This is a genomic window from Nocardia sp. NPDC059154 (assembly GCF_042755705.1).
GTDB lineage: Bacteria > Actinomycetota > Actinomycetes > Mycobacteriales > Mycobacteriaceae > Nocardia.
This window is the reverse complement of the sequence record NZ_JBHZCS010000031.1, coordinates 16,628-35,486: the sequence shown is the minus strand read 5'-3', so window position 1 is coordinate 35,486 and position 18,859 is coordinate 16,628. Positions and strand designations below refer to the sequence as shown.

Genomic DNA, 18,859 nt, shown 5'->3' with positions numbered 1-18,859 from the left:
ACGGGACTCGGTAGGTCACGGCAGGGCGCCGTTGTAGTCGGGCAGCTTGAAGGTTTTCAGTGCATGGCCGCCGGACAGGTCGGAGGCGCTGTTGCCGATATTGGCGACGATGGTGTAACCCTGGGCCTCGATGGAGGCGCGGGTGGCGGTCTTGTAGTCGGCGAGGGCGCCCGCGCCGCTGGAGCCGGTGGTGAGGCCGCCGCCGTAGAGCCCGTCCACCGGGTAGCCGACGGTGGTCAGGTTGACCTGGGTGTAGAAGTTCATGAGCGCGGGCCGGCCGGTCACGAAGATGATGGACGCGCCTTGGCTTTTCGCCCACTGCGCCAGCTTCAGGATCGGCTGGATGGCCGGAGTGATCGGGCCCGGATGGTAGGTCGTCTCGAGCACGGTGTTGTCGACGTCGAAGACTATGGCGGGCTTGGCGGTTCCGGGCAGCGCGGTGGTGAGGTAGGTCTGCGCGTCAGCGGCGATCGGGGTGATGTCGCCGATCCACTGGCTGTAGGGCGGCAGGTTGCTGTTGCTGCCGCCGGAACCGGACAGGGAACCGGTGCCCGAGCCGGAGGCCGATCCGGATCCGAGTGCGGAGGATCCGGAGTCGGCCAGGGCGACCGGGAGCGGGGCGACCAGGCCGACGGCGATGCCGGCGGCCAGTACTGCGATGGAGCGTCTCATGGGGCCGGACGCTAATGCCTCGCCCGTGCGACCCGCAGGCGTTTCACTTTGCGCCGCACCGCAATCCCGCTCACCGGGACGGCTGCACCACGGTCGTCACCGGGTCACGGTGTCGCGCCGACCAGATTCTCCCCGCGCATGCGCTGCGAGATCACCTGTGTGATGCCGTCACCGCGCATGCTGACGCCGTAGAGCGCGTCGGCGATCTCCATGGTCGGCTTCTGGTGGGTGATGACGATGAGCTGGCTCTTCTCGCGCAGCTGCTCGAACAGGCCGATGAGCCGGCGCAGGTTGGTGTCGTCCAGCGCCGCCTCGACCTCGTCCATGACATAGAACGGGGAGGGCCGGGCCCGGAAGATCGACACCAGGAAAGCCACTGCCGCAAGGGATTTCTCGCCACCGGAGAGCAGCGACAGTCGCTTGACCTTCTTGCCCGGCGGGCGGGCCTCGACCTCGACGCCGGTGGTGAGCATGTCGCTGGGATCGGTGAGCAGCAACCGCCCCTCACCGCCGGGGAACAGGCGGCCGAAGACCCCGGTGAATTCGCGTTCGACGTCCTCGTAGGCCTCGGTGAAGACCTGCAGGATGCGCTCGTCCACCTCGGCGACCACGTCGAGCAGATCCTGGCGGGCCTTCTTGACGTCCTCGAGCTGGGTATTGAGGAAGGTGTAGCGCTCCTCGAGGGCCGCGAATTCCTCCAGCGCCAGGGGATTCACCTTGCCGAGGGTGGTGAGGTCCTTCTCGGCGCGCTTGGCGCGGCGCTCCTGGGTGGCGCGGTCGTAGGGCATGGGCTGGGGTGCGCTGACGGCTTCGCCGCGGTCGCGGGCCTGCTCGTACTCCATCAGCTCCAGCGCGGTGGGCGGCATGGGGACGTCCGGGCCGTATTCGGCGATCAGGTCGTCGAGGCTGATGCCGAACTGCTCGGAGATGGTGGTCTCGACCTGTTCGATGCGCAGCGCGGCCTGGGCGCGGGCCACCTCGTCGCGGTGCACGGCGTCGGTGAGCTGGGTGAGCTGGGTGGTGAGGGCGCGGGAGCGTTCCTTGGTCTGCTCCGCCTGGGCCGCGAATTCGCTACGGCGGCGCACCAATTCGTCGCGGCGGGTGGCGGCCTGGCCGACCACCTGCTCGAGTTCGGCGGCCACCCGTTCCGCGGACTCGGCGACCACGGCGGCGACTGCGCCGGCCTGGCGGCGGGCGGCCTGGGCGCGTTCGGCGCGGGCGCGGGTCTCGCGTTCGGCGCGGGCCGCGCGGCGCAGCGAATCCGCTTTGCCGCGTACCGATTCCGCACGTTCCTCGGCCGTGCGGACGGCCAGACGGGCCTCGACCTCCATCGAGCGGGCCTCGGCGAGGGCGACGGCAGCCTCCTCGCGGGCGTACCCCGCGGTCTCGGTGCCGGCGGCCTCCGGATCCATTTCGGCCTGTTCGAGTTCGGCGTGGCGCAGCCGGTCCTCGAGGTCGGCCAGCTTGGAAAGCGTGTCCTCGCGGCCGGTTTCGGCATCGTCGCGCTGGGCCAGCAGGCGGTCGCATTCGCGCTGGGCGGTGCGGGCGGCGTGGCCGAGGCGGCCCAGGCGGTCGTAGATGGCGACCAGGGCCTGATCGGATTCGTGCAGGGCGAGCAGGGCGTGGTCGACCGCCTCCTTGCGGTCGGACTGCTCGGCGAGCGCGCCCGCGAGCGCGGCCTCGAGTTCCTCGGCCGTGCGCTGCCAGGAGGCCAATTCGTCCTTGGCGGAATCGATGTCGGCCTGCACCTCGAGCTGGCTGGGGGCGCGGTCGGAGCCGCCGAGCAGCCAGCCGCTGCCGGTGAGGTCGCCGTCGCGGGTGACCACGCGCAGTTCCGGGCGCTCGGCGAGGACCCGGGCGGCGGTGGCGAGATCGTCGGTGACGGCGATGCCGGCGGTGAGGGCGGCGATGGCGCCGCGCAGGTCGGCGGGGCAGTCCACCACCTCGGTGAGCCAGCGCGCGGCGGCCGGTAGTCGCGAATCCGCCGGTGCCACCGGGTGATCGGTGGCGTCGGCGTAGACGATGGCGGCGCGGCCGCCGTCGGATTCCTTGAGAGCGCGCACGGCGGCGTGGGCCGAGGGCCCGGTGTCGGCGGCGACGGCATCGGCGAGCGGACCCAGTGCGGCGGCGACCGCGGACTCGAAACCGCCGTGCACCCGGATCAGCCCGGACAGCGGGCCGAGCAGGCCGTCGGTGCGGTGCTCGAGCAGCCAGGCCACACCGTCCTTGCGGCGCAGACCCATGGTGAGGGCCTCGATGCGGGCGGTCAGCGAGGCGACGCGTTTACCGGCCTCGCGGTCCTTCTCGCGCAGTTCGGTGACGCGCTGGTCGGCCAGGGCGAGCGCCTGGGCGGCGTGCTCGTAGGAGGTGTCGAGGCCCTCCTCACCCGCGTCGAGTTCGCTCAATTCGCCCTGGACGGCGTCGAATTCGGCGTTCGCGTCCTCGCCGCGGCGGCGGGCCTCGGCGATGCCGGTGGACATGCGTGCGATCTCGCCGTCCACGGACTGGGCGCGGATGCGCAGGGTATCGACCTGGCCGGACAGGCGGGCCAGGCCCTCGCGGCGGTCGGCGATGGCACGGACGGCGGCCAGGTGGGCCTGTTCGGCGGCCTTGGCGGCCTGCTCGCGTTCGTGCAGTTGCTCGCGGGCGGCTTCCAAGGTTTCGGTGGCCATTTCGACCGCTTCGCGTAGTTCGGCCTCTTCGGCTTCGACCCGATCCGCCTCGCGCTCCAGCTGTTCCGGGTCGCGGCCGGCGCCGGCGGGTTGCTCGATGGTGAGGTTGCGGGCGCGATCGCGGGCAATGCGAATAGTGGCATTGACGCGTTCGGTCAGGGCGGACAGCTGGAACCAGGTCTGGGCGGCGGCCTCGGCGCTGGGGGTGAGCTTGGAGAGCTCGAATTCCTGCTGGGCCAGGGCGGCATTGGCGGCGTCCAGCTCGGCCTGCATGTTGACCTGCTGCTCGCGGGCGTAGGCTTCCTTGCTCTGCTGACTCTCCAGTTCGCGGCGGCGGCTCACCAGATCGTCGGCGGCCAGGCGCAAGCGGGCGTCGCGGAGCTCGGACTGGACGGTCGCGGCGCGGCGGGCCACCTCGGCCTGCCGGCCCAGCGGCTTCAACTGCCTGCGCAATTCGGTGGTGAGGTCGGTGAGGCGGGCCAGGTTGGCCTGCATGGCGTCCAGCTTGCGGACCGCCTTCTCCTTGCGCCGCCGGTGCTTGAGCACGCCCGCGGCCTCCTCGATGAAGGCCCGCCGATCCTCCGGCCGCGATTCCAGAATCGCCGACAGCTGGCCCTGCCCGACGATGACGTGCATTTCCCGGCCGATGCCGGAGTCGCTGAGCAGCTCCTGGACATCCATGAGCCGGCAGGAGTTTCCATTGATCTCGTACTCGCCCGCGCCGTCCCGGAACATGCGGCGGGTAATGGACACTTCGGAGTACTCGATGGGCAGCACGCCGTCGGAGTTGTCGATGGTCAGCGTGACTTCGGCACGACCGAGCGGGGCGCGGCCCGTGGTACCGGCGAAGATGACGTCCTGCATCTTCCCGCCCCGCAGCGCTTTCGCGCCCTGCTCACCCATCACCCAGGTGAGCGCGTCGACGACGTTGGATTTCCCCGACCCGTTGGGCCCGACCACGCAGGTGATCCCCGGTTCGAATCGCAACGTCGTCGCGGACGCGAAGGACTTGAACCCCTTCAGCGTCAGACTCTTCAGGTGCACAGCGGCTCAGACTACCCGCTCCGCCGGGATTGCCCCGAGTATGCCGGACACGAGGACTTGAGTCTCCACCAAGGGGAAGCACCAAGGTTGACGCATGGACGACGAAACGCTCTACACGATCGGGGCGCTGGCCGAACGCACCGGCCTGACGGTCAAGACCATTCGGTTCTACTCCGATAAGGGGATCGTTCCGGCGACCATGTACAGCCCCGGCGGCTACCGGCTGTACGACATCGAGGCCGTGGCGCGCCTGGAACTGGTACGCACCCTGCGCGAACTGGGCATGGACCTGGCGACCGTGCGGCGCGTGCTGTCCCGCGAAACCTCCCTTACCGAGGTCGCGACCGGGCACGCCGAGGCTGTGGACGTACAGATCCGCGTACTGCGGCTCCGGCGCGCGGTGCTCCGCGCGGTGGCCAACCGGGGATCGGATGACAAGGAGATGGGATTCATGCACAAACTGGTGCAATTGTCGGAAGCCGAACGCGCCCGAATCATTCACGACTTCGTCGACGACACCTTCGGCGCCGTGGACGGCAACCCCGCCGTCCTGGAACTGCTCCGTTCCACCATGCCGGAACTCCCCGACGACCCCACCCCCGACCAGGTCGGCGCCTGGATGGACCTGGTGGAACTGGTGCAGGACAAGGAATTTCGCGCCGCGGTCCGCCGCATGGCGGACTACCAGGCCGAGGAACGCGCCGCCGGCGACGACACCGGCCTCCACCACGACCTCACCGAGGCCGTCCGCACCGAAGTCGCCCGAGCCCTGACCGATGGCATCGCCCCCGAAAGCCCCGCCGCAGCACCCGTCCTCGACACCCTCACAGCCCGCTACGCCGAAACCTTCACCAAGCCGGACGACCGCAATCTCCGAGAATGGATCCTGAACCGCCTGGAAATCGCCAACGACCCACGCGTAGAATGCTATTGGCACCTGGTAGCCACCATCAACGCCTGGCCCCCACTCCCCGACCTGACCCCAACCTTCAGCTGGTTCGCCACCGCGCTGCGAAGCCGACTCGCCCAGTAGTCGAGGCACCGAGAGCCCGTGCCGAAAGCCGATCAGTGTGCAGCAAATCCCAAATGGGAAGTGCTGCACACTGATCCTCGAACACCTCGTCGGGACTGCCCGCTGTCAGAACCCGCGCATTCCACGCGCGCAACCGCTCCGGGGTCGCGGAACGGACCGCGGCGACAGTCTCGGCGGTAAGCGTCCCGAACTTCTCCGACAGCTGCTCGATCAGAGCCTGCGCGCGCCATTTCGCTTCGCTTTTCGCTTCACCCCTCGCCTCGCCTTCCGCGCGGCCTTCGGCGCGGAGTCGGTCTGCTGTCGTCATGATGACCTCCCTGGCCTGGGGTCCGAGTTGTCCGATGACGGATCCGAGATCGGGTAATCGCCGAGCGCGGTGCGGGCGCCTGCGTCGATGCTGATCAGGTCAGCGAGCTCGGTCGGTTTGTTCCAACGGCGTCCGTTGGGGCCGGCGTGTACGACCATGGGGATCACCACTGGCAGGGTGTCGGTCTTGGGGTGGTCGTCTATGTAGTGGTTCCAGATGCGGACCATGTACTCCAGCATCCGGAACGGCATCAGCGGGTGGGGTTGGCTTTGATGTTCGACCAGGACATAGATGAAGGCGTCGTGGCCCGCCAGGCGGGTGCGGAACAGGAGATCACTGAAGCGGGAGCGGAGCTCTGGGGTGACGAAGCTGCAGGGCTGCAGTTCCAGGGCGTCCCAGTCCACGCGCGCGGATACGGCCGGCGGGAGCACCGCCTACAATTCTCCGGCAGCGTTCGCGGGCTTGGCCAGGACGTGCCGGAAGTAGGCGTCGTGCGGATTGTTCGGCGGGTCAGCCATATTCGGGCAACCTACGCCGCATCCACTCCCCTGCAATCGGTTTCATGGCGACTCGCCATCTGACACGCGGCGATGCCACGCCCTGACGAGTACTCGGGGTCAGCGAGTGCGGTGGCGGTTCTGGGCAGCGGATTCCCAGCCCATGACGACACGGAAGACGAGGACTGCGCCCCAGGGGCCGATGACCCAGATGGGCCAGGGGTAGGTGAATTCGCCTGTGGTGAGTGAGATTGCGGCCCAGATACCGAGGCAGAGAAGGCTGACGCCGAGCCAGGCGCTGCCTTCGATCTGCTGCCAGATGGGGAAGCGGGTGCGGGAGATGGACTGGGGTGCAACGGCCTTGGGCAGTTTGGGGAGGTCCTGGAGGACCAGTTGGAGGTCTTCGCGGGTGGCGGTGGCGTAGACCCGGGTGAGGCGCTCGTTGTATTCGGCCAGGTCGAGGCGGCCGTCGGAGAGGTGGCGGCCGAGGAGGTCGGCGATCTGGGCGCGCTCGGCGTCGGAGGCGCGGGTGCCGGTGGTGATGTCCATGTCGATCCTCTCGGTCGGACGCTTCCATATGTTCCACAGTGGAATATGAATCCAGGATAAACCTCCACAATGGAATGTCAAGGACATTGAAGTGAAGGCAGGTGCCAGCACATTTGCCAGCAGGGGTGATGCGATGAGATGGTTAGTGCCAGTTCTCGGACAAGGAGTCATCGTGGACCTCGACTGGTCGCCTGCCGATCTGGCATTTCGTGATGAAGTGCGCAGCTTCCTCGACGAAAAGTTAACCGATGGTCTTCGCCGTGCGGGACGGTTGGCGACCAGCGTCTACCCGGACCACGAGGCCAGCATGCAGTGGCAGACCATCCTGCACGAGCGCGGCTGGGCCGCCCCGGCATGGCCGGTGCAGTACGGCGGCTGCGACTGGAGCCTGACCCAGCACTACATCTTCGGCCGCGAATGCACCCTGGCCGGCGCACCGAACCTGTCCCCCATGGGAATTCGCATGGTCGCGCACGCCATCATGGCCTTCGGCACCCCGGAGCAGAAGGACTTCTTCCTGCCCCGCATCCTCACCGGCGACGTCTTCTTCTGCCAGGGCTATTCGGAGCCCGAGGCGGGCTCGGACCTGGCCTCGCTGACCATGGCCGCGGTGCCCGACGGCGAGGACCTGGTCGTCACCGGCTCCAAGATCTGGACCACGCACGCCACCGAGGCCAACTGGATCTTCGCCCTGGTCCGCACCTCCCGGCAGGCCAAGAAGCAGCAGGGCATCACCTTCGTGCTCATCGACATGCGCACCCCCGGCATCGAGATCCGCCCGCTGGTCATGACCTCCGGCGAGCAGGTGCAGAACCAGGTGTTCTTCGACCAGGTGCGGGTGCCGCAGGCGAACGTGCTGGGCGCCATCGACGACGGCTGGACCGTCGCCAAGTACCTGCTCAACTTCGAGCGCGGCGGCGGCGCGGCGGCCCCGGCCCTGCAGGTCATGGCCGAGGAGCTCGCCCAGGCCGCCACGGAGCAGGTCGCCCCGAACGGCGGGGCGCTCATCGACGACCCCGCCTTCGCCGCCAAGCTGGCCGATGCCCGCCTGCGCGCGGACGTGCTGGAGATCCTCGAATACCGCACTCTCGCACTGGTTTCCAGCGGCAAGGACCCGGGCCCGGCCGCGTCCACCATCAAGATCCTCGGCACCGAGCTGAGCCAGACACTTACCGAGCTCGCTTTGGAGGCCGCCGGTCCGCGCGGTCGCGCCTATCAGCCGCACGCCACCATGCCGGGCGGCCCGATCGCCGATTTCACCCCGCCCGCCGATGGTTTCGTCGCCGGCGCGGACTGGCAGGCGGTCGCCCCGCTGCGGTACTTCAACGACCGCGCCGGCTCGATCTATGCCGGCAGCAACGAGATTCAGCGCAACATCATCGCCAAAGCCACCCTGGGACTGTAGCCATGGACTTCTCCTTCACCGCCGAACAAGAACTGCTCCGCGACACCGTCACCGAGTTCCTCGCGGCGCGCTATCCGCTCGAGCCCAGCCGCGCGGCGGCGCGCACCGGGGCCGGCTGGCAGCCGGAGGTGTGGCGCGGGCTGGCCGAGGAGGTCGGGATTCTCGGGGCGAGCCTGCCGGAGTCGGTGGGCGGCATCGGGGGCGGCCCGGTCGAGACCATGATCATCGCCGAGGCGCTGGGCGCGGCACTCGTGCTGGAACCGTACGTGGACACCGTGGTGGTCGGCGGCGGCCTGCTGCGGCGCGCCGACGGCAAGCGGGCCGAGGATCTGCTGACGGGCATCGCCGCCGGCGAGGTGGTCACCGGATTCGCCGCGCTGGAACCGCAATCCGGCTACGACTACACCGCTGTCGCGGCGACCGCGGTCCGCGACGGTGACGACTGGGTGCTGACCGGAGAGAAGACGGTGGTGACCGCCGCACCGCTGGCCACCCACCTGCTGGTGACCGCGCGACTGGACGGCGGCATCGCGCTGTTCGCGGTCGATTTCGACGCCGCCCGTCCCCCCGCCGGGCTCACCGCGCGCCAGTACCGCACCATCGACGAGCGCCAGGCCGCGGACCTGACCTTCGAGGCCCTGCGCGTGCCCGCCGACGCCCTGCTGCTCGCAGACGCGGGCGAGGCCATTGCCGCCACCCTGGACGAGGCCATCGCGGCGGTGTGCGCCGAGGCGGTCGGAGCCATGCGCAAGGTCGTCGCCGACACCGTCGCCTACACCAAGCAGCGCCAGCAGTTCGGCGTCCCGATCGCGAGCTTCCAGGCGCTGCAGCACCGCATGGTGGACATGCTGCTGGAGCTCGAACAGGCCGTGGCCGCAACGTATCTGGTGACGCTGAAGCTGGATGCCCCCGCACCCGAGCGGGCCCGCGCCGCCTCGGCCGCCAAGGCCACCATCGGCCGCGCCGCCCGGCGCATCGGCCAGGAGTCGGTGCAATTGCACGGCGCCATGGGCATGACCGAGGAGCTGGCCATCGGCCACTTCTTCAAGCGCCTGACCGCTGTGCAGTACGAATTCGGCACCACCGACCAGCACATCGCCCGCTATGCCGCACTGACGCGGCCGTAGCGGTTCCCGCACACCGGTTCAGGGGTGATCCGGTGTCCGGCCGGGTTCCGGTGGATCGCCTGGGGGATCCACCGGAACCCGGCCGTCGCGCAGGCGATCCCGTGGCTACCGGCGATGGCCCTGGTCGACGCCGACGGGTATCCGTCCGGCATCACGGCGTCCGGACCGGGGCGCGGCGGCGGCGCCCCGCGCCGACCCTCGCACGGCGAGCACGATAACCAGCGCCAACGCGGGTCCGGTGACGAAGCACAGCAGACCCAGCGCGATCAGCAGAACTGTTCCCACGTGCGGATTATTGTCCGCCGCGCCGCATTTCGCACAATTACGGCAAACGCCACCCTCCGGACCGAACGAGCCGACCGGTCCAGCTGGGACGCGGTCCGGGAACCCACCGGCAACTGCGGCCGCGACCAGCGCCATGCTGGTGTGATCGAGGCCACAGCGGTCCACCCGTCACGTCCGCGGGCCCTGCCTCGTCCTTGGTGTGGAAACGAACCGGACGAAAGGACGACACCATGTCGCGATTGAACATGCAGCAGGCGGCCCCCGAGGTCTACAAGGCCTGGATCGCCGCCGAGACCGCGATCCGTCGCGGCCCCCTCGACGCCACCGTGCGGGAACTGGTCAAGATCCGGGTCTCGCAGGTCAACGGTTGTCTGTTCTGCATCGACATGCACTCCACCGAGGCCCGCAAGGAGGGCGAGACCGAGCGGCGGCTCTGGCACCTCAACGCCTGGCGGGAGTCCGAGCTCTTCACCCCGGCCGAGCAGGCCGCGCTGGAATACGCCGAGGCCGCAACGCAACTCGGCCCGCACGGGGTGAGCGACGAGATCTGGGCGGGCGTGGAGAAGCACTTCGACGAGGGCCAGCGGGCAGGTCTGGTCGCGGTGACCGCGCAGATCAACCTGTGGAACCGGATCGGCGTCCCGCTGCGGCTGGAGCCCCTGGGCGAGTAGGCCCGCACCGGCCACAACCCGAATAGCGTTGACAGCCAGGAAGGTTCTGTGGCTGGCTGACGGTATGGGCCGTGGTGAGAGCGATTCCGGACGCGTCCGGATCGCGGCAGTGGGCGATCTGCACATGCGCGAGAGCATGCGCGGCCGATTCCGGCCCGCCCTGCTGGAACTGGGTGAACGCGCGGATGTGCTGCTGCTGGCCGGTGATCTGACCAATGGCGGCACCCTGCGCGACACCGACGCGCTGTGCGCCGAGATCGAGGAGCTGCCGGTCCCGGTCGTCGCCGTCCTGGGCAATCACGATCACGACCGCCGGCTCGGCTTCCGGATCTCGGTGCGGCTCAGCGAGGTCGGCGTCCACATGCTCGACGGCACCGCGATCACCCTGCCCGTCAATGGGATTCGTCTGGGCATCGCCGGGGTGATGGGCGGCAGCGGCGGATTTCCCGGCCACCCGGGCAATCCCGCCGAGGGCAGTGTCGAACACCGCGCCCGCTTCCGCCGCGGCCCCGCCGACGCCACCCGCCTGCGCGCCGCCCTGGAATCCCTCGACACCGATCTCCGCATCGCCCTCATGCACTTCTCCCCCGTCGTCGACACCCTCGCCGGCGAGCCCCCGAAGATCTACCCGGGCCTGGGCTGCCACGATCTCGCCGAGGCGGTGGACGCGTCCGGCGCCGTCCTCGCCATCCATGGCCACGCCCACGGCGGCACCGAATTCGGCCGCACCGCCGGCGGCGTCGAGGTGCGCAACGTCTCCTATCCGGTCATCCGCGCAGCCTGCCGGGTGTACGAGCTCAGCCACCCGGGCGACAGGTAAACCCGTTCGCGGTACCGTTGACGAAATCTCTACACACGGTGTGCCGGGAAGTCTGGTCGGCCGGTCCGAAACCTCGGGTCGCACGGTCCGACCTGGGAGTTTCGATGCGGCATCCGTTTTCGATCTTGACGTATTCTGCTGCCGTGAATGCCCGGCTATTCGTCGTATCCTGCACATATGCATGCCGCTCAGATGGCCGAGGACTATCCCGTGATCGATCTGGACTCCGACGCGATCGACGCGGCGAAGTTGCTGGCCGAGCATCGACTACCCGGGATCCTGGTGACCGATGCCAAGGGGGCGCCGCATTCGGTGCTGCCGGCGTCGCAGGTGGCGCTGTTCATCGTGCCGAAATACGTGCAGGACGATCCGTCGCTGGCGGGGGTGCTGAACGAGTCCATGTGCGGGCAGGTGGTGAAGCGGTTGCGGGGCAAGAAGGTTCGGGATGTGATTCCGGAGCGGCTCACCAAGATTCCGGCGGCGAAGGCCGACGACAATATCGTGGAGGTGGCCGCGCTGATGGCGAAGTACAAGTCGCCGCTGGTGGCGGTGCAGGACGGCAAGACGCTGCTCGGCGTGATCACGTCCTCGCGGCTGCTCGAGGTGGCGCTGGCGAACTGAGCCCGCCGGGGCGGCTGTCGTGACCGCGGCCGCCATCGCCGTTTTCGTCGTCGCGTATGTGCTCATCGCCTCGGAGCGGGTGCACAAGACCATTGCGGCGCTGGTCGGCGGGGGCGTGGTCATCGGTATCGGCATCCTCGACTCCGACGACGTCTTCTACTCGCACGAGACCGGCATCGACTGGAACGTCATCTACCTGCTGCTCGGCATGATGATCATCGTCGGGGTACTGCGGCAGACCGGCATCTTCGAGTACGTCGCCATCTGGGCGGCCAAGCGCGCCAAGGGATCCGCGCTGCGGGTGATGATCCTGCTGGTGCTCATCACCGCCACCGCGTCCGGCTTCCTGGACAATGTCACCACCGTGCTGCTCATCGCCCCGGTCACCCTGCTGGTGTGCGAGCGCCTCGAGGTGCCGCCGGCGCCGTTCCTCATCGCCGAGGTGCTGGCCTCCAATATCGGCGGCGCCGCGACCCTCATCGGCGACCCGCCCAACATCATCATCGGCAGCCGGGCGGGGCTGTCGTTCAACGATTTCTTCCTGAATCTGACGCCGATCGTGCTGATCACGCTGGCCGTGTTCACCCTGCTGCTGCCGCGCCTGTTCAAGGGCTCGTTCGACGTCGATCCCGAACGCGCCGCCGACATCATGCAGCTGAACGAGCGCGAGGCGATCAGCGATCCGAAGCTGCTGATCAAGTGCGGAATTGTGCTCGCCGCCGTATTCGCGGGATTCTTCGGCCACCCGATCTTCCACCTCGAACCGTCGCTGGTGGCATTGCTCGGCGCGGGCGCGCTGGTGCTGATTTCCGGTCTGCCGCAACAGGATTACCTGTCCGCGGTGGAATGGGAAACGCTGCTGTTCTTCGCCGGCCTGTTCGTGATGATCGGGGCGCTGGTGAAAACCGGTGTGATCGCCCGGATTGCGAAATCCGCGACCGAACTCACCGGCGGTGACGCGCTCGTGGCAACCATGCTGATACTCGTGGTCTCGGCGGTGCTCTCGGGTGTCATCGACAACATCCCGTACGTGGCGACCATGAGTCCACTGGTGGCCCAGCTGGTGGAGCACGTCGATCACCCGGCCCAGGCGAACGCCCTGTGGTGGGCGCTGACACTGGGCGCGGATTTCGGTGGCAATCTCACAGCAGTCGGGGCCAGCGCGAATGTGGTGATGCTCGGCATTGCGCGGCGCTCGGACCATCCGATCTCGTTCTGGGAATTCACCCGGAAGGGCATTCCGGTGACTGCGGTCACGATTGCGGTGGCCGCGCCATATCTGTGGCTGCGCTATTTCGCATTCGCCTGACCAGCGACAATCGGCACAACACGGACCTCTTCTGTGTGGCGATTGGTAATTTCCGCGACCCCTGACCGACAATGGCAGCCGCCATGTCCATATCCAGCACCGATCACCCGACCGCGCCGCGCAGCGACCGCCAGGACGCACCGGACGCACCCACCAGGCCCGGGGCCTACCGACGCGATCTGGACGGATTGCGCGGCGTAGCTATCGCGCTGGTGGTCGCCTTCCACATCTGGGCCGGACGCGTATCCGGCGGTGTGGACGTATTCCTGGTGCTGTCCGGCTTCTTCTTCACCGGCATGCTGGTGCGCCGCGCCGACAGCGGATCGGTGGGTGTGCTGACCACCATCCGGCGCACGCTGCGCCGGCTGCTGCCCGCCATGGTGGTGGTGCTGGCGGCGGTGGTCGTCGCCACGGTGGTGCTGCTCCCCCACACCCGCTGGTCGAATATCGCGGGCCAGACGTTGGCCTCGCTGTTCTACTACCAGAACTGGTACCTGGCGCTGTCCTGGTCGGACTATCTGGCCGCGGATCCCTCGGTGAGCCCGCTGCAGCATCTGTGGTCGATGTCGGTGCAGGGCCAGATGTATCTCGTACTGCTGCTGACGGTCGCCGTCGTGGCCTGGATGCTGCGGCGCCTGGTCCGGGCGGGGGCCTGGAAACTGGCCGCCGAGTACCCGCTGCTGCGCCGCGCAGGACAGGACGGCGTGCTGCGGCTGACGCTCGCGGTAATGTTCGCCGCCGCCGCCATCATCTCGTTCCGCCATGCCGGTGAAGGCGTTTCGACCCAGCAGGGCTGGAACTATTACGACACCTTCGCCCGCGCCTGGGAACCGCTCGTGGGCGGTCTGCTCTCCCTGGCCGCGCCGCTGATCCGGCTGCCCAGGCCCACGCGGGAAGTGTTCGCCTGGACCGGAATCGCGGCCATCGCCTGCTGTGGCTGGATGGTGAACGGCTCCCTGGTCTTCCCCGGCCCGGCCGCGCTGATTCCGGTCCTGGCCACGGCCGCACTGATTCTCGCGGGTGCGGGCCGCGACACTGCCGATCAGCCGGTGGTGAATCGCCTGCTGGCCACCGGACCGGTGGTGCAGCTCGGTGGGTTCGCCTACGCGCTGTATCTGTGGCACTGGCCGATGCTCATCTTCTACCTGGGTGAACAGCATCAGCGCCGGGCCGGGTGGCTGGGCGGGCTGGTCATCATCCTGATCTCGCTGCTGCTGGCCTTCGTGACCCATCATCTGGTCGAGGAGCCGCTGCGGCTGCGCTCGCGGCCCGCCGCGACCCCCGCGCTCGGCCGCGTACTCGCCGGGGTGGCGGTGTCCACGGTCGGGGTGCTGCTGGTCGGCTCGACCCTCGCCTGGCAGTGGAGCATGGGTGCGAAGGCGCACGCGGTCGGCGAGCTGGATCCCGCCAAATATCCGGGTGCGGAGGCGCTCACCGATCACGCGCTGGTGCCGCGCGCCCCGATGCGCCCCACCACCGAGGAAGCCCCCGCCGATATCCCCTACCCCACGCGCGACGGCTGTATCTCCGACTTCGACACCCGCGCGGTCACCACCTGCACCTACGGTGATCGCGACGCGCACCGCACCCTCGCGGTGGTGGGCAATTCGCATGCCGAGCACTGGATTCCGGCATTGCAGATCCTGGGCGAGCAGTACCGTTTCCGGGTCGTCGTCTACTTGAAGATGGGCTGCCCGCTCACGGTCGCCGAGGATCCCGTGTACAAGGGCCAGCAGAATCCGGACTGCCGCGACTGGTCGTCCGAGGTGATCGACCGGCTCGGCGTGGAGCGCCCCGACTACGTCTTCACCACCGCCACCCGCCCCAACGACAATGGCGGCGACGAAACACCGCAGGACTACGTCGACGTCTGGTCGGCGCTCTCCGACCGCGGCCTCCAGCTCATCGGCATCCGCGACACTCCGTGGCTGCGCCGCAACGGCATTCGCTACCGCGCCATCGACTGCCTGGCCGGCGGCGGCGATCGCCTCAGCTGCGGCATCCCGCGCGCCGAGGCCCTCAATGCGGAGAACCCGGCCGCCGCACCCGCCGCCGCCTTCCCGAACATGCACCTCATCGACCCCAACGACGCGGTCTGCGAACACGACATCTGCCCCGTCGTGGAGGGCAACATCCTCATCTACCACGACGAACACCATTTGACCGCAAGCTATTCGCGGTCCATGGCCCCCGAACTCGCCCGCGAACTCCAGCCCATCCTGGACTGGTGGTAGCCCATCCTGGACCGATGGTGCCCGAGCGCCGGGCGGATCGTTCAGCTCTTCAGGAAGTTCCGCACGCTGGTGAGCACGTAGATCGGATTCTCCTCCAGCACCCAGTGATCGGCGCCGGGCACCACGTCGGTGGTGACGTGCTCGGCGACCCGTGCGGTGAGCCCCCCGACGCCGGCGCCCATGCTGTGCTCGGCGCCGATGCCCAGCACCGGGACGGTGATCTTGCCGTCCTTGGCGATGAGAGCGTCGACCGCCTTCTCGCCGATCTCCTGCTCACGGAAGTACTCCAGTCCGGCGTGGGTGCGGCCGGGTTTGCTGAAAGCGGCGATCAGGCCATCGCTTTCGGCCTTGTCGATGGCGCCGTCGGCCTCCCGGTAGAAGGATCCGTAGAAGGCGGACTCCTTGCCGTCGATGAGCTGTTCGGCCAGGTCGTTCTTGGGGCCGTTCGCCAGCCAATCCCACCAGAAGGTCCCGGGCCTGTGCTGCACCAGCTCGAGGTAGTCGGTGGTCGGCGGGGCTTCGAGGATCGCCAGATGCCCCAGATCGGAACGGTATTCGGCGGCATAGGCCAATGCGATCGCCCCGCCCCAGTCGTGGCCGACGAGGTCGAAGCGGCCGAGGTTCAGGCCCTGGGTCACCGCGTGCACGTCGGCGGCGACAGCCAGGGCCTGATACCCGTCATCGGTCTCGGGGAACCCGGAATCCCCGAACCCGGGCAGGTCGACGGCGATCACGGTGTGGTCCTTGGCCAGATCGGGTGCGACCTTCTGAAACGCCTGCAGGTCTTCGGGCCAGCCGTGCAGCAGCACGATCGCCGGACCCTGTCCGCCCTTGACGTAGTGCATCGCGATCCCGTCGGCGTCGACGGTTCCGTCCTGGAATCCGGGGAATGCCGCGGGTTTCGGTGCCGCGGTGTCATGTGACGACGAGCAGGAGACCGCGACGAGAGCGGCCGCGGCCAGCAGCGCGGCAAGCGGGCCGACCCGCTTGCCGGATGTCGGAAAGTACATGGGTGTCCTGAAACCTGGTGAGTGTCCGGTGGATTGATCTGCTCAGCTCAGCTGGTCGAGAGCCGCTGTCGTCTCGCGGATGGCCTCGGCGACCGCGTGGAAATCCTTGGCGAGGATCTTGGAGTGGTTGCTGGCGACCCGCGCGCTGACCGTCAGGTTCGGGTTGACCGCCAGCAGCGGTTCCAGGGAGGCCCGCACCGCTTCGATCTCCGCTTCGGCCGCACCGAGATTGGCGCCGGTGGCCACGACGTAGCGGACCGGGCAGCGCAGCCGTTCCAGGACCGGGGCGAGGGCGGCGCAGAGCTGGTTGAGCTCGACATTGACCTCGGCGTGCTGCTCGGCGCTCATCCGCGCGGCCAGGCCCAGTGGGCGCAGCACCGGCATCATCGGCCCCATCTTGCGGAACATCGCCCGGATCCGCTCCAGGTTCTCCTCATCGGTGAAACCCCAGGGCATCGCACCGTCGGCCGATACGACGCCCGCGATGCGGTCGGGGTTCCGGTCGGCCCAGTGCACCGCGACCAGCGCACCGTAGGACCAGCCCACCAGAATCGGCCGCTGCTCGACACCCCGCGCCGCGAGCACGGCATCGACATCCCGCGCACAGGCGTCGAACGAGTAGTCCGCCGAGGTCTTCGACCTGCCGCGCGCCCGCTCGTCGAAGGTGATGTGCCGGAACCCGGGACCGAGATCGGCGATCACCTTCTTCCAGTTCTTCTGCGTGGCATAGGAACCGTTCAGGTAGACGACCGGAACGCCGCTACCGCCGGTGTCGGTGACCGCGAGGGCCGTGTCCTCCACCGCCACCATGCCGGTCCAGGTCGAGGTGGCCGGGGAAGTGCTGTTGTTCGTCATGACGGGTTGCTCCTTGATCCGCTTCGGGCGATGTCCGCAACTGTCGTCGCCCGTGCTGGCAAGCGCCTGACACGGACCTGACACGACCCCTGACACGACTACGCTCTACCGATGACGCGGTAACACAACAGAATTCGGGGACTCGGTGAGTGGTATTGCCCTCGACACGGCGCTGGCCGTCATCGGCATCACGGTGCCGATCGTGGCCTTCGTGTGGGAATTCGTGCTGGTGGGCCGGAAGCGGCTGGGGTACCGGGTACAGATGGATACGCCGGTCACCGGGGAGATCGAATCGGTCTTTCCGGGCGTACTGCCCCAATTGCGGCCGGAGGGCGGTGGATCCGCGCCGGACCTGCAGGATCTGTCGGTGGTGCTGGTGCGCATCGAGAACAACGGCATCACCGATATCGACAGCGCCGACTACGCCTCCCCCGACACCGACAATGTCGGCCTGCACCTGCACTTCGCGCACCGCCGGGTCATCGGCATGGCGGTGACCGAGCTGTCCGACGACGCCATGGGCGACAGCCTGAAACCGGGTACCGGGATCGGGAGCCGCGAGGACACCCAGCACCGGGTCGGGATCATCGACCTGCCCAAGGTGCCCATGGACCGGGGCGACCACTACAAAATCCTGGCCATCCTGCAGCGCACGGCCGGAGCGGGTGAGTACCCCGCGCCGGTGATGCGGGCCAAGCTCAAGGGCGGGCGGGTGTCGGAGACCCGCAGCCGGGTCGGCGTCTCACCGAAGCTGTTGGGGCTCATCGGTTTCCTGGTGGCGGTCATCGCCGTGCAGTTCGTCATGGGCATGGGCGACGGCAGGTCGAACAACGATGCGGCGGACTGTGTTTCGGGGACGCTGACCCTGGTCGGCTCCACCGCCTTCGAGCCCGCCATCCAGGATGCGGCCGGCGCGTACGCCGAGCACTGCTCCACCGCGCACTTCGATTTCGAATTCGACAGCAGCGACCGGGGTTTGAGCCGGGTGGACGAGGACGGCAGGAACAATCCGGGGCTGCTCGCCGTCACCGACGGCCCGAAGGGTGTCGGCTACCCGAACCTGCTCCCCCGCACCCTGGCCATGTCGCTGTTCACCATGGTCGTCAATCCGGGGGTGGGTGTGCACGATCTGTCCACCCAGCAGATCCGCGACCTCTACGCGGGGCGCATCGACAACTGGCGACTGGTCGGCGGCCCGGATCTGCCGGTGCGCGTGGTGAATCGGGCGCTGGGCTCGGGCACCCGGGAGGCCTTCCGCCAGCATGTGCTGGGCAGCGACCAGCCCGCTGCGCCGGCCGCCACCTCCTGCCGCACCATCGCGGCCACCAATCCGCCCGGACCCGCATTCTGCGAGGTCCCGGTCACCAGCGACATGCTGAAAACCATTGCCGACCTGCCGGGTTCGATCGGATACAGCGAATACTCCGACGCGGCAAAGGCTTCCGGCATCAAGACGGTGACCATCGACGGCCACGTGCCCGCCCGCGACCAGGTCCTCGACCACACCTATCCGTTCTGGAGCGTCGAATACGCCTACAGCAACGGCGAACTCCCCGCCGCTTCACTCGCCGCGGCCTTCCTGCGCTTCCTCACCGGCGGGACCGGCAAGGATGTGCTGCGGTCCTACGGCAACACCCCGTGCGGTGAGCTGCCCAACCCCACCACGTGTTCGCCGGACCGGTAGCCGACACATGCCAAGGGGCCCGGTCGCCTTCGTGAGCGAAGCGACCGGACCCCAGGGGTCGGCT

At 68.5% G+C, this 18,859-nt stretch carries 16 protein-coding genes; 9 read left to right on the top strand and 7 right to left on the bottom strand.

What is annotated here, in order from left to right; genetic code table 11:
• Nucleotides 1-15 precede the first annotated feature (15 nt).
• Nucleotides 16-672: an HAD family acid phosphatase gene (locus ACFXN1_RS25630; RefSeq protein WP_379438760.1), complete on the bottom strand. Its 657-nt coding sequence runs from the start codon at nucleotides 670-672 to the stop codon at nucleotides 16-18.
• A 104-nt stretch (nucleotides 673-776) separates the two neighbouring features.
• Nucleotides 777-4,388 (bottom strand): chromosome segregation protein SMC, encoded by a 3,612-nt coding sequence (smc, locus tag ACFXN1_RS25625; protein WP_379438761.1) that lies wholly within the window; start codon nucleotides 4,386-4,388, stop codon nucleotides 777-779.
• Between the two features lie 94 nt (nucleotides 4,389-4,482).
• On the opposite strand from smc, the gene ACFXN1_RS25620 reads away from it, so the two are divergent.
• Nucleotides 4,483-5,421 carry a MerR family transcriptional regulator gene (locus ACFXN1_RS25620; RefSeq protein WP_379438763.1) on the top strand — a complete coding sequence of 313 codons (939 nt, stop codon included), beginning with the start codon at nucleotides 4,483-4,485 and terminating at the stop codon, nucleotides 5,419-5,421.
• 303 nt (nucleotides 5,422-5,724) lie between these two features.
• Here ACFXN1_RS25620 and ACFXN1_RS25615 read toward each other — a convergent pair whose 3' ends face one another.
• Together ACFXN1_RS25615 and ACFXN1_RS25610 are read right to left on the bottom strand one after the other, a co-directional pair.
• On the bottom strand, nucleotides 5,725-6,159 hold the full coding sequence (locus tag ACFXN1_RS25615) for an Rpn family recombination-promoting nuclease/putative transposase (RefSeq protein ID WP_379438764.1): 435 nt from the start codon (nucleotides 6,157-6,159) through the stop codon (nucleotides 5,725-5,727).
• Nucleotides 6,160-6,345: 186 nt separating this feature from the next.
• Entirely contained in the window at nucleotides 6,346-6,774 is a 429-nt protein-coding gene (locus ACFXN1_RS25610; RefSeq protein ID WP_379438765.1) for a DUF1707 domain-containing protein, read from the bottom strand.
• A gap of 172 nt (nucleotides 6,775-6,946) precedes the next feature.
• On the opposite strand from ACFXN1_RS25610, the gene ACFXN1_RS25605 reads away from it, so the two are divergent.
• Both ACFXN1_RS25605 and ACFXN1_RS25600 read left to right on the top strand, forming a co-directional pair.
• Entirely contained in the window at nucleotides 6,947-8,179 is a 1,233-nt protein-coding gene (locus tag ACFXN1_RS25605; RefSeq protein ID WP_379438767.1) for an acyl-CoA dehydrogenase family protein, read from the top strand.
• A gap of 2 nt (nucleotides 8,180-8,181) precedes the next feature.
• On the top strand, nucleotides 8,182-9,306 hold the full coding sequence (locus ACFXN1_RS25600) for an acyl-CoA dehydrogenase family protein (RefSeq protein ID WP_379438768.1): 1,125 nt from the start codon (nucleotides 8,182-8,184) through the stop codon (nucleotides 9,304-9,306).
• A 105-nt stretch (nucleotides 9,307-9,411) separates the two neighbouring features.
• Here ACFXN1_RS25600 and ACFXN1_RS25595 read toward each other — a convergent pair whose 3' ends face one another.
• The gene (locus ACFXN1_RS25595; RefSeq protein WP_379401108.1) at nucleotides 9,412-9,591 is read right to left on the bottom strand and encodes a hypothetical protein; all 180 of its coding nucleotides are present in this window, start codon (nucleotides 9,589-9,591) and stop codon (nucleotides 9,412-9,414) included.
• A gap of 230 nt (nucleotides 9,592-9,821) precedes the next feature.
• Between ACFXN1_RS25595 and ACFXN1_RS25590 the strand changes: the two genes are divergently transcribed.
• The 5 genes from ACFXN1_RS25590 (at nucleotide 9,822) to ACFXN1_RS25570 (ending at nucleotide 15,246) form a co-directional block, all read left to right on the top strand.
• Nucleotides 9,822-10,262, top strand: a complete 441-nt coding sequence (locus ACFXN1_RS25590; protein WP_354837756.1) for a carboxymuconolactone decarboxylase family protein — start codon at nucleotides 9,822-9,824, stop codon at nucleotides 10,260-10,262.
• A 109-nt stretch (nucleotides 10,263-10,371) separates the two neighbouring features.
• On the top strand, nucleotides 10,372-11,082 hold the full coding sequence (locus ACFXN1_RS25585; protein ID WP_379438770.1) for a metallophosphoesterase: 711 nt from the start codon (nucleotides 10,372-10,374) through the stop codon (nucleotides 11,080-11,082).
• Between the two features lie 177 nt (nucleotides 11,083-11,259).
• Complete coding sequence (locus ACFXN1_RS25580) at nucleotides 11,260-11,703, top strand: CBS domain-containing protein (protein WP_379438771.1); 444 nt, start codon at nucleotides 11,260-11,262, stop codon at nucleotides 11,701-11,703.
• Between the two features lie 19 nt (nucleotides 11,704-11,722).
• Nucleotides 11,723-13,012 carry an ArsB/NhaD family transporter gene (locus ACFXN1_RS25575; RefSeq protein WP_379438773.1) on the top strand — a complete coding sequence of 430 codons (1,290 nt, stop codon included), beginning with the start codon at nucleotides 11,723-11,725 and terminating at the stop codon, nucleotides 13,010-13,012.
• Nucleotides 13,013-13,095: 83 nt separating this feature from the next.
• Complete coding sequence (locus ACFXN1_RS25570) at nucleotides 13,096-15,246, top strand: acyltransferase family protein (protein ID WP_379438774.1); 2,151 nt, start codon at nucleotides 13,096-13,098, stop codon at nucleotides 15,244-15,246.
• Nucleotides 15,247-15,287: 41 nt separating this feature from the next.
• Here the strand turns inward: ACFXN1_RS25570 and ACFXN1_RS25565 are convergent, their stop codons facing one another.
• Together ACFXN1_RS25565 and ACFXN1_RS25560 are read right to left on the bottom strand one after the other, a co-directional pair.
• Nucleotides 15,288-16,256, bottom strand: a complete 969-nt coding sequence (locus tag ACFXN1_RS25565) for an alpha/beta fold hydrolase (RefSeq protein ID WP_379438776.1) — start codon at nucleotides 16,254-16,256, stop codon at nucleotides 15,288-15,290.
• 42 nt (nucleotides 16,257-16,298) lie between these two features.
• Nucleotides 16,299-17,111, bottom strand: coding sequence for an alpha/beta fold hydrolase (locus ACFXN1_RS25560; protein ID WP_379438777.1), 813 nt, complete (start codon nucleotides 17,109-17,111; stop codon nucleotides 16,299-16,301).
• 145 nt (nucleotides 17,112-17,256) lie between these two features.
• Here ACFXN1_RS25560 and ACFXN1_RS25555 point away from each other — a divergent pair, with 145 nt between their 5' ends.
• Nucleotides 17,257-18,795, top strand: coding sequence for a substrate-binding domain-containing protein (locus tag ACFXN1_RS25555; RefSeq protein ID WP_379438779.1), 1,539 nt, complete (start codon nucleotides 17,257-17,259; stop codon nucleotides 18,793-18,795).
• The last annotated feature ends 64 nt before the right edge of the window (nucleotides 18,796-18,859 follow it).

Bases quoted from the DNA above. Each gene is read 5' to 3' on its own strand.
- ACFXN1_RS25630 (WP_379438760.1), bottom strand. From the start codon at position 672: ATGAGACGCTCCATCGCAGTACTGGCCGCCGGCATCGCCGTCGGCCTG.
- ACFXN1_RS25620 (WP_379438763.1), top strand. From the start codon at position 4,483: ATGGACGACGAAACGCTCTACACGATCGGGGCGCTGGCCGAACGCACC.
- ACFXN1_RS25610 (WP_379438765.1), bottom strand. From the start codon at position 6,774: ATGGACATCACCACCGGCACCCGCGCCTCCGACGCCGAGCGCGCCCAG.
- ACFXN1_RS25600 (WP_379438768.1), top strand. From the start codon at position 8,182: ATGGACTTCTCCTTCACCGCCGAACAAGAACTGCTCCGCGACACCGTC.
- ACFXN1_RS25590 (WP_354837756.1), top strand. From the start codon at position 9,822: ATGTCGCGATTGAACATGCAGCAGGCGGCCCCCGAGGTCTACAAGGCC.
- ACFXN1_RS25580 (WP_379438771.1), top strand. From the start codon at position 11,260: ATGCATGCCGCTCAGATGGCCGAGGACTATCCCGTGATCGATCTGGAC.
- ACFXN1_RS25570 (WP_379438774.1), top strand. From the start codon at position 13,096: ATGTCCATATCCAGCACCGATCACCCGACCGCGCCGCGCAGCGACCGC.
- ACFXN1_RS25565 (WP_379438776.1), bottom strand. From the start codon at position 16,256: ATGTACTTTCCGACATCCGGCAAGCGGGTCGGCCCGCTTGCCGCGCTG.
- ACFXN1_RS25560 (WP_379438777.1), bottom strand. From the start codon at position 17,111: ATGACGAACAACAGCACTTCCCCGGCCACCTCGACCTGGACCGGCATG.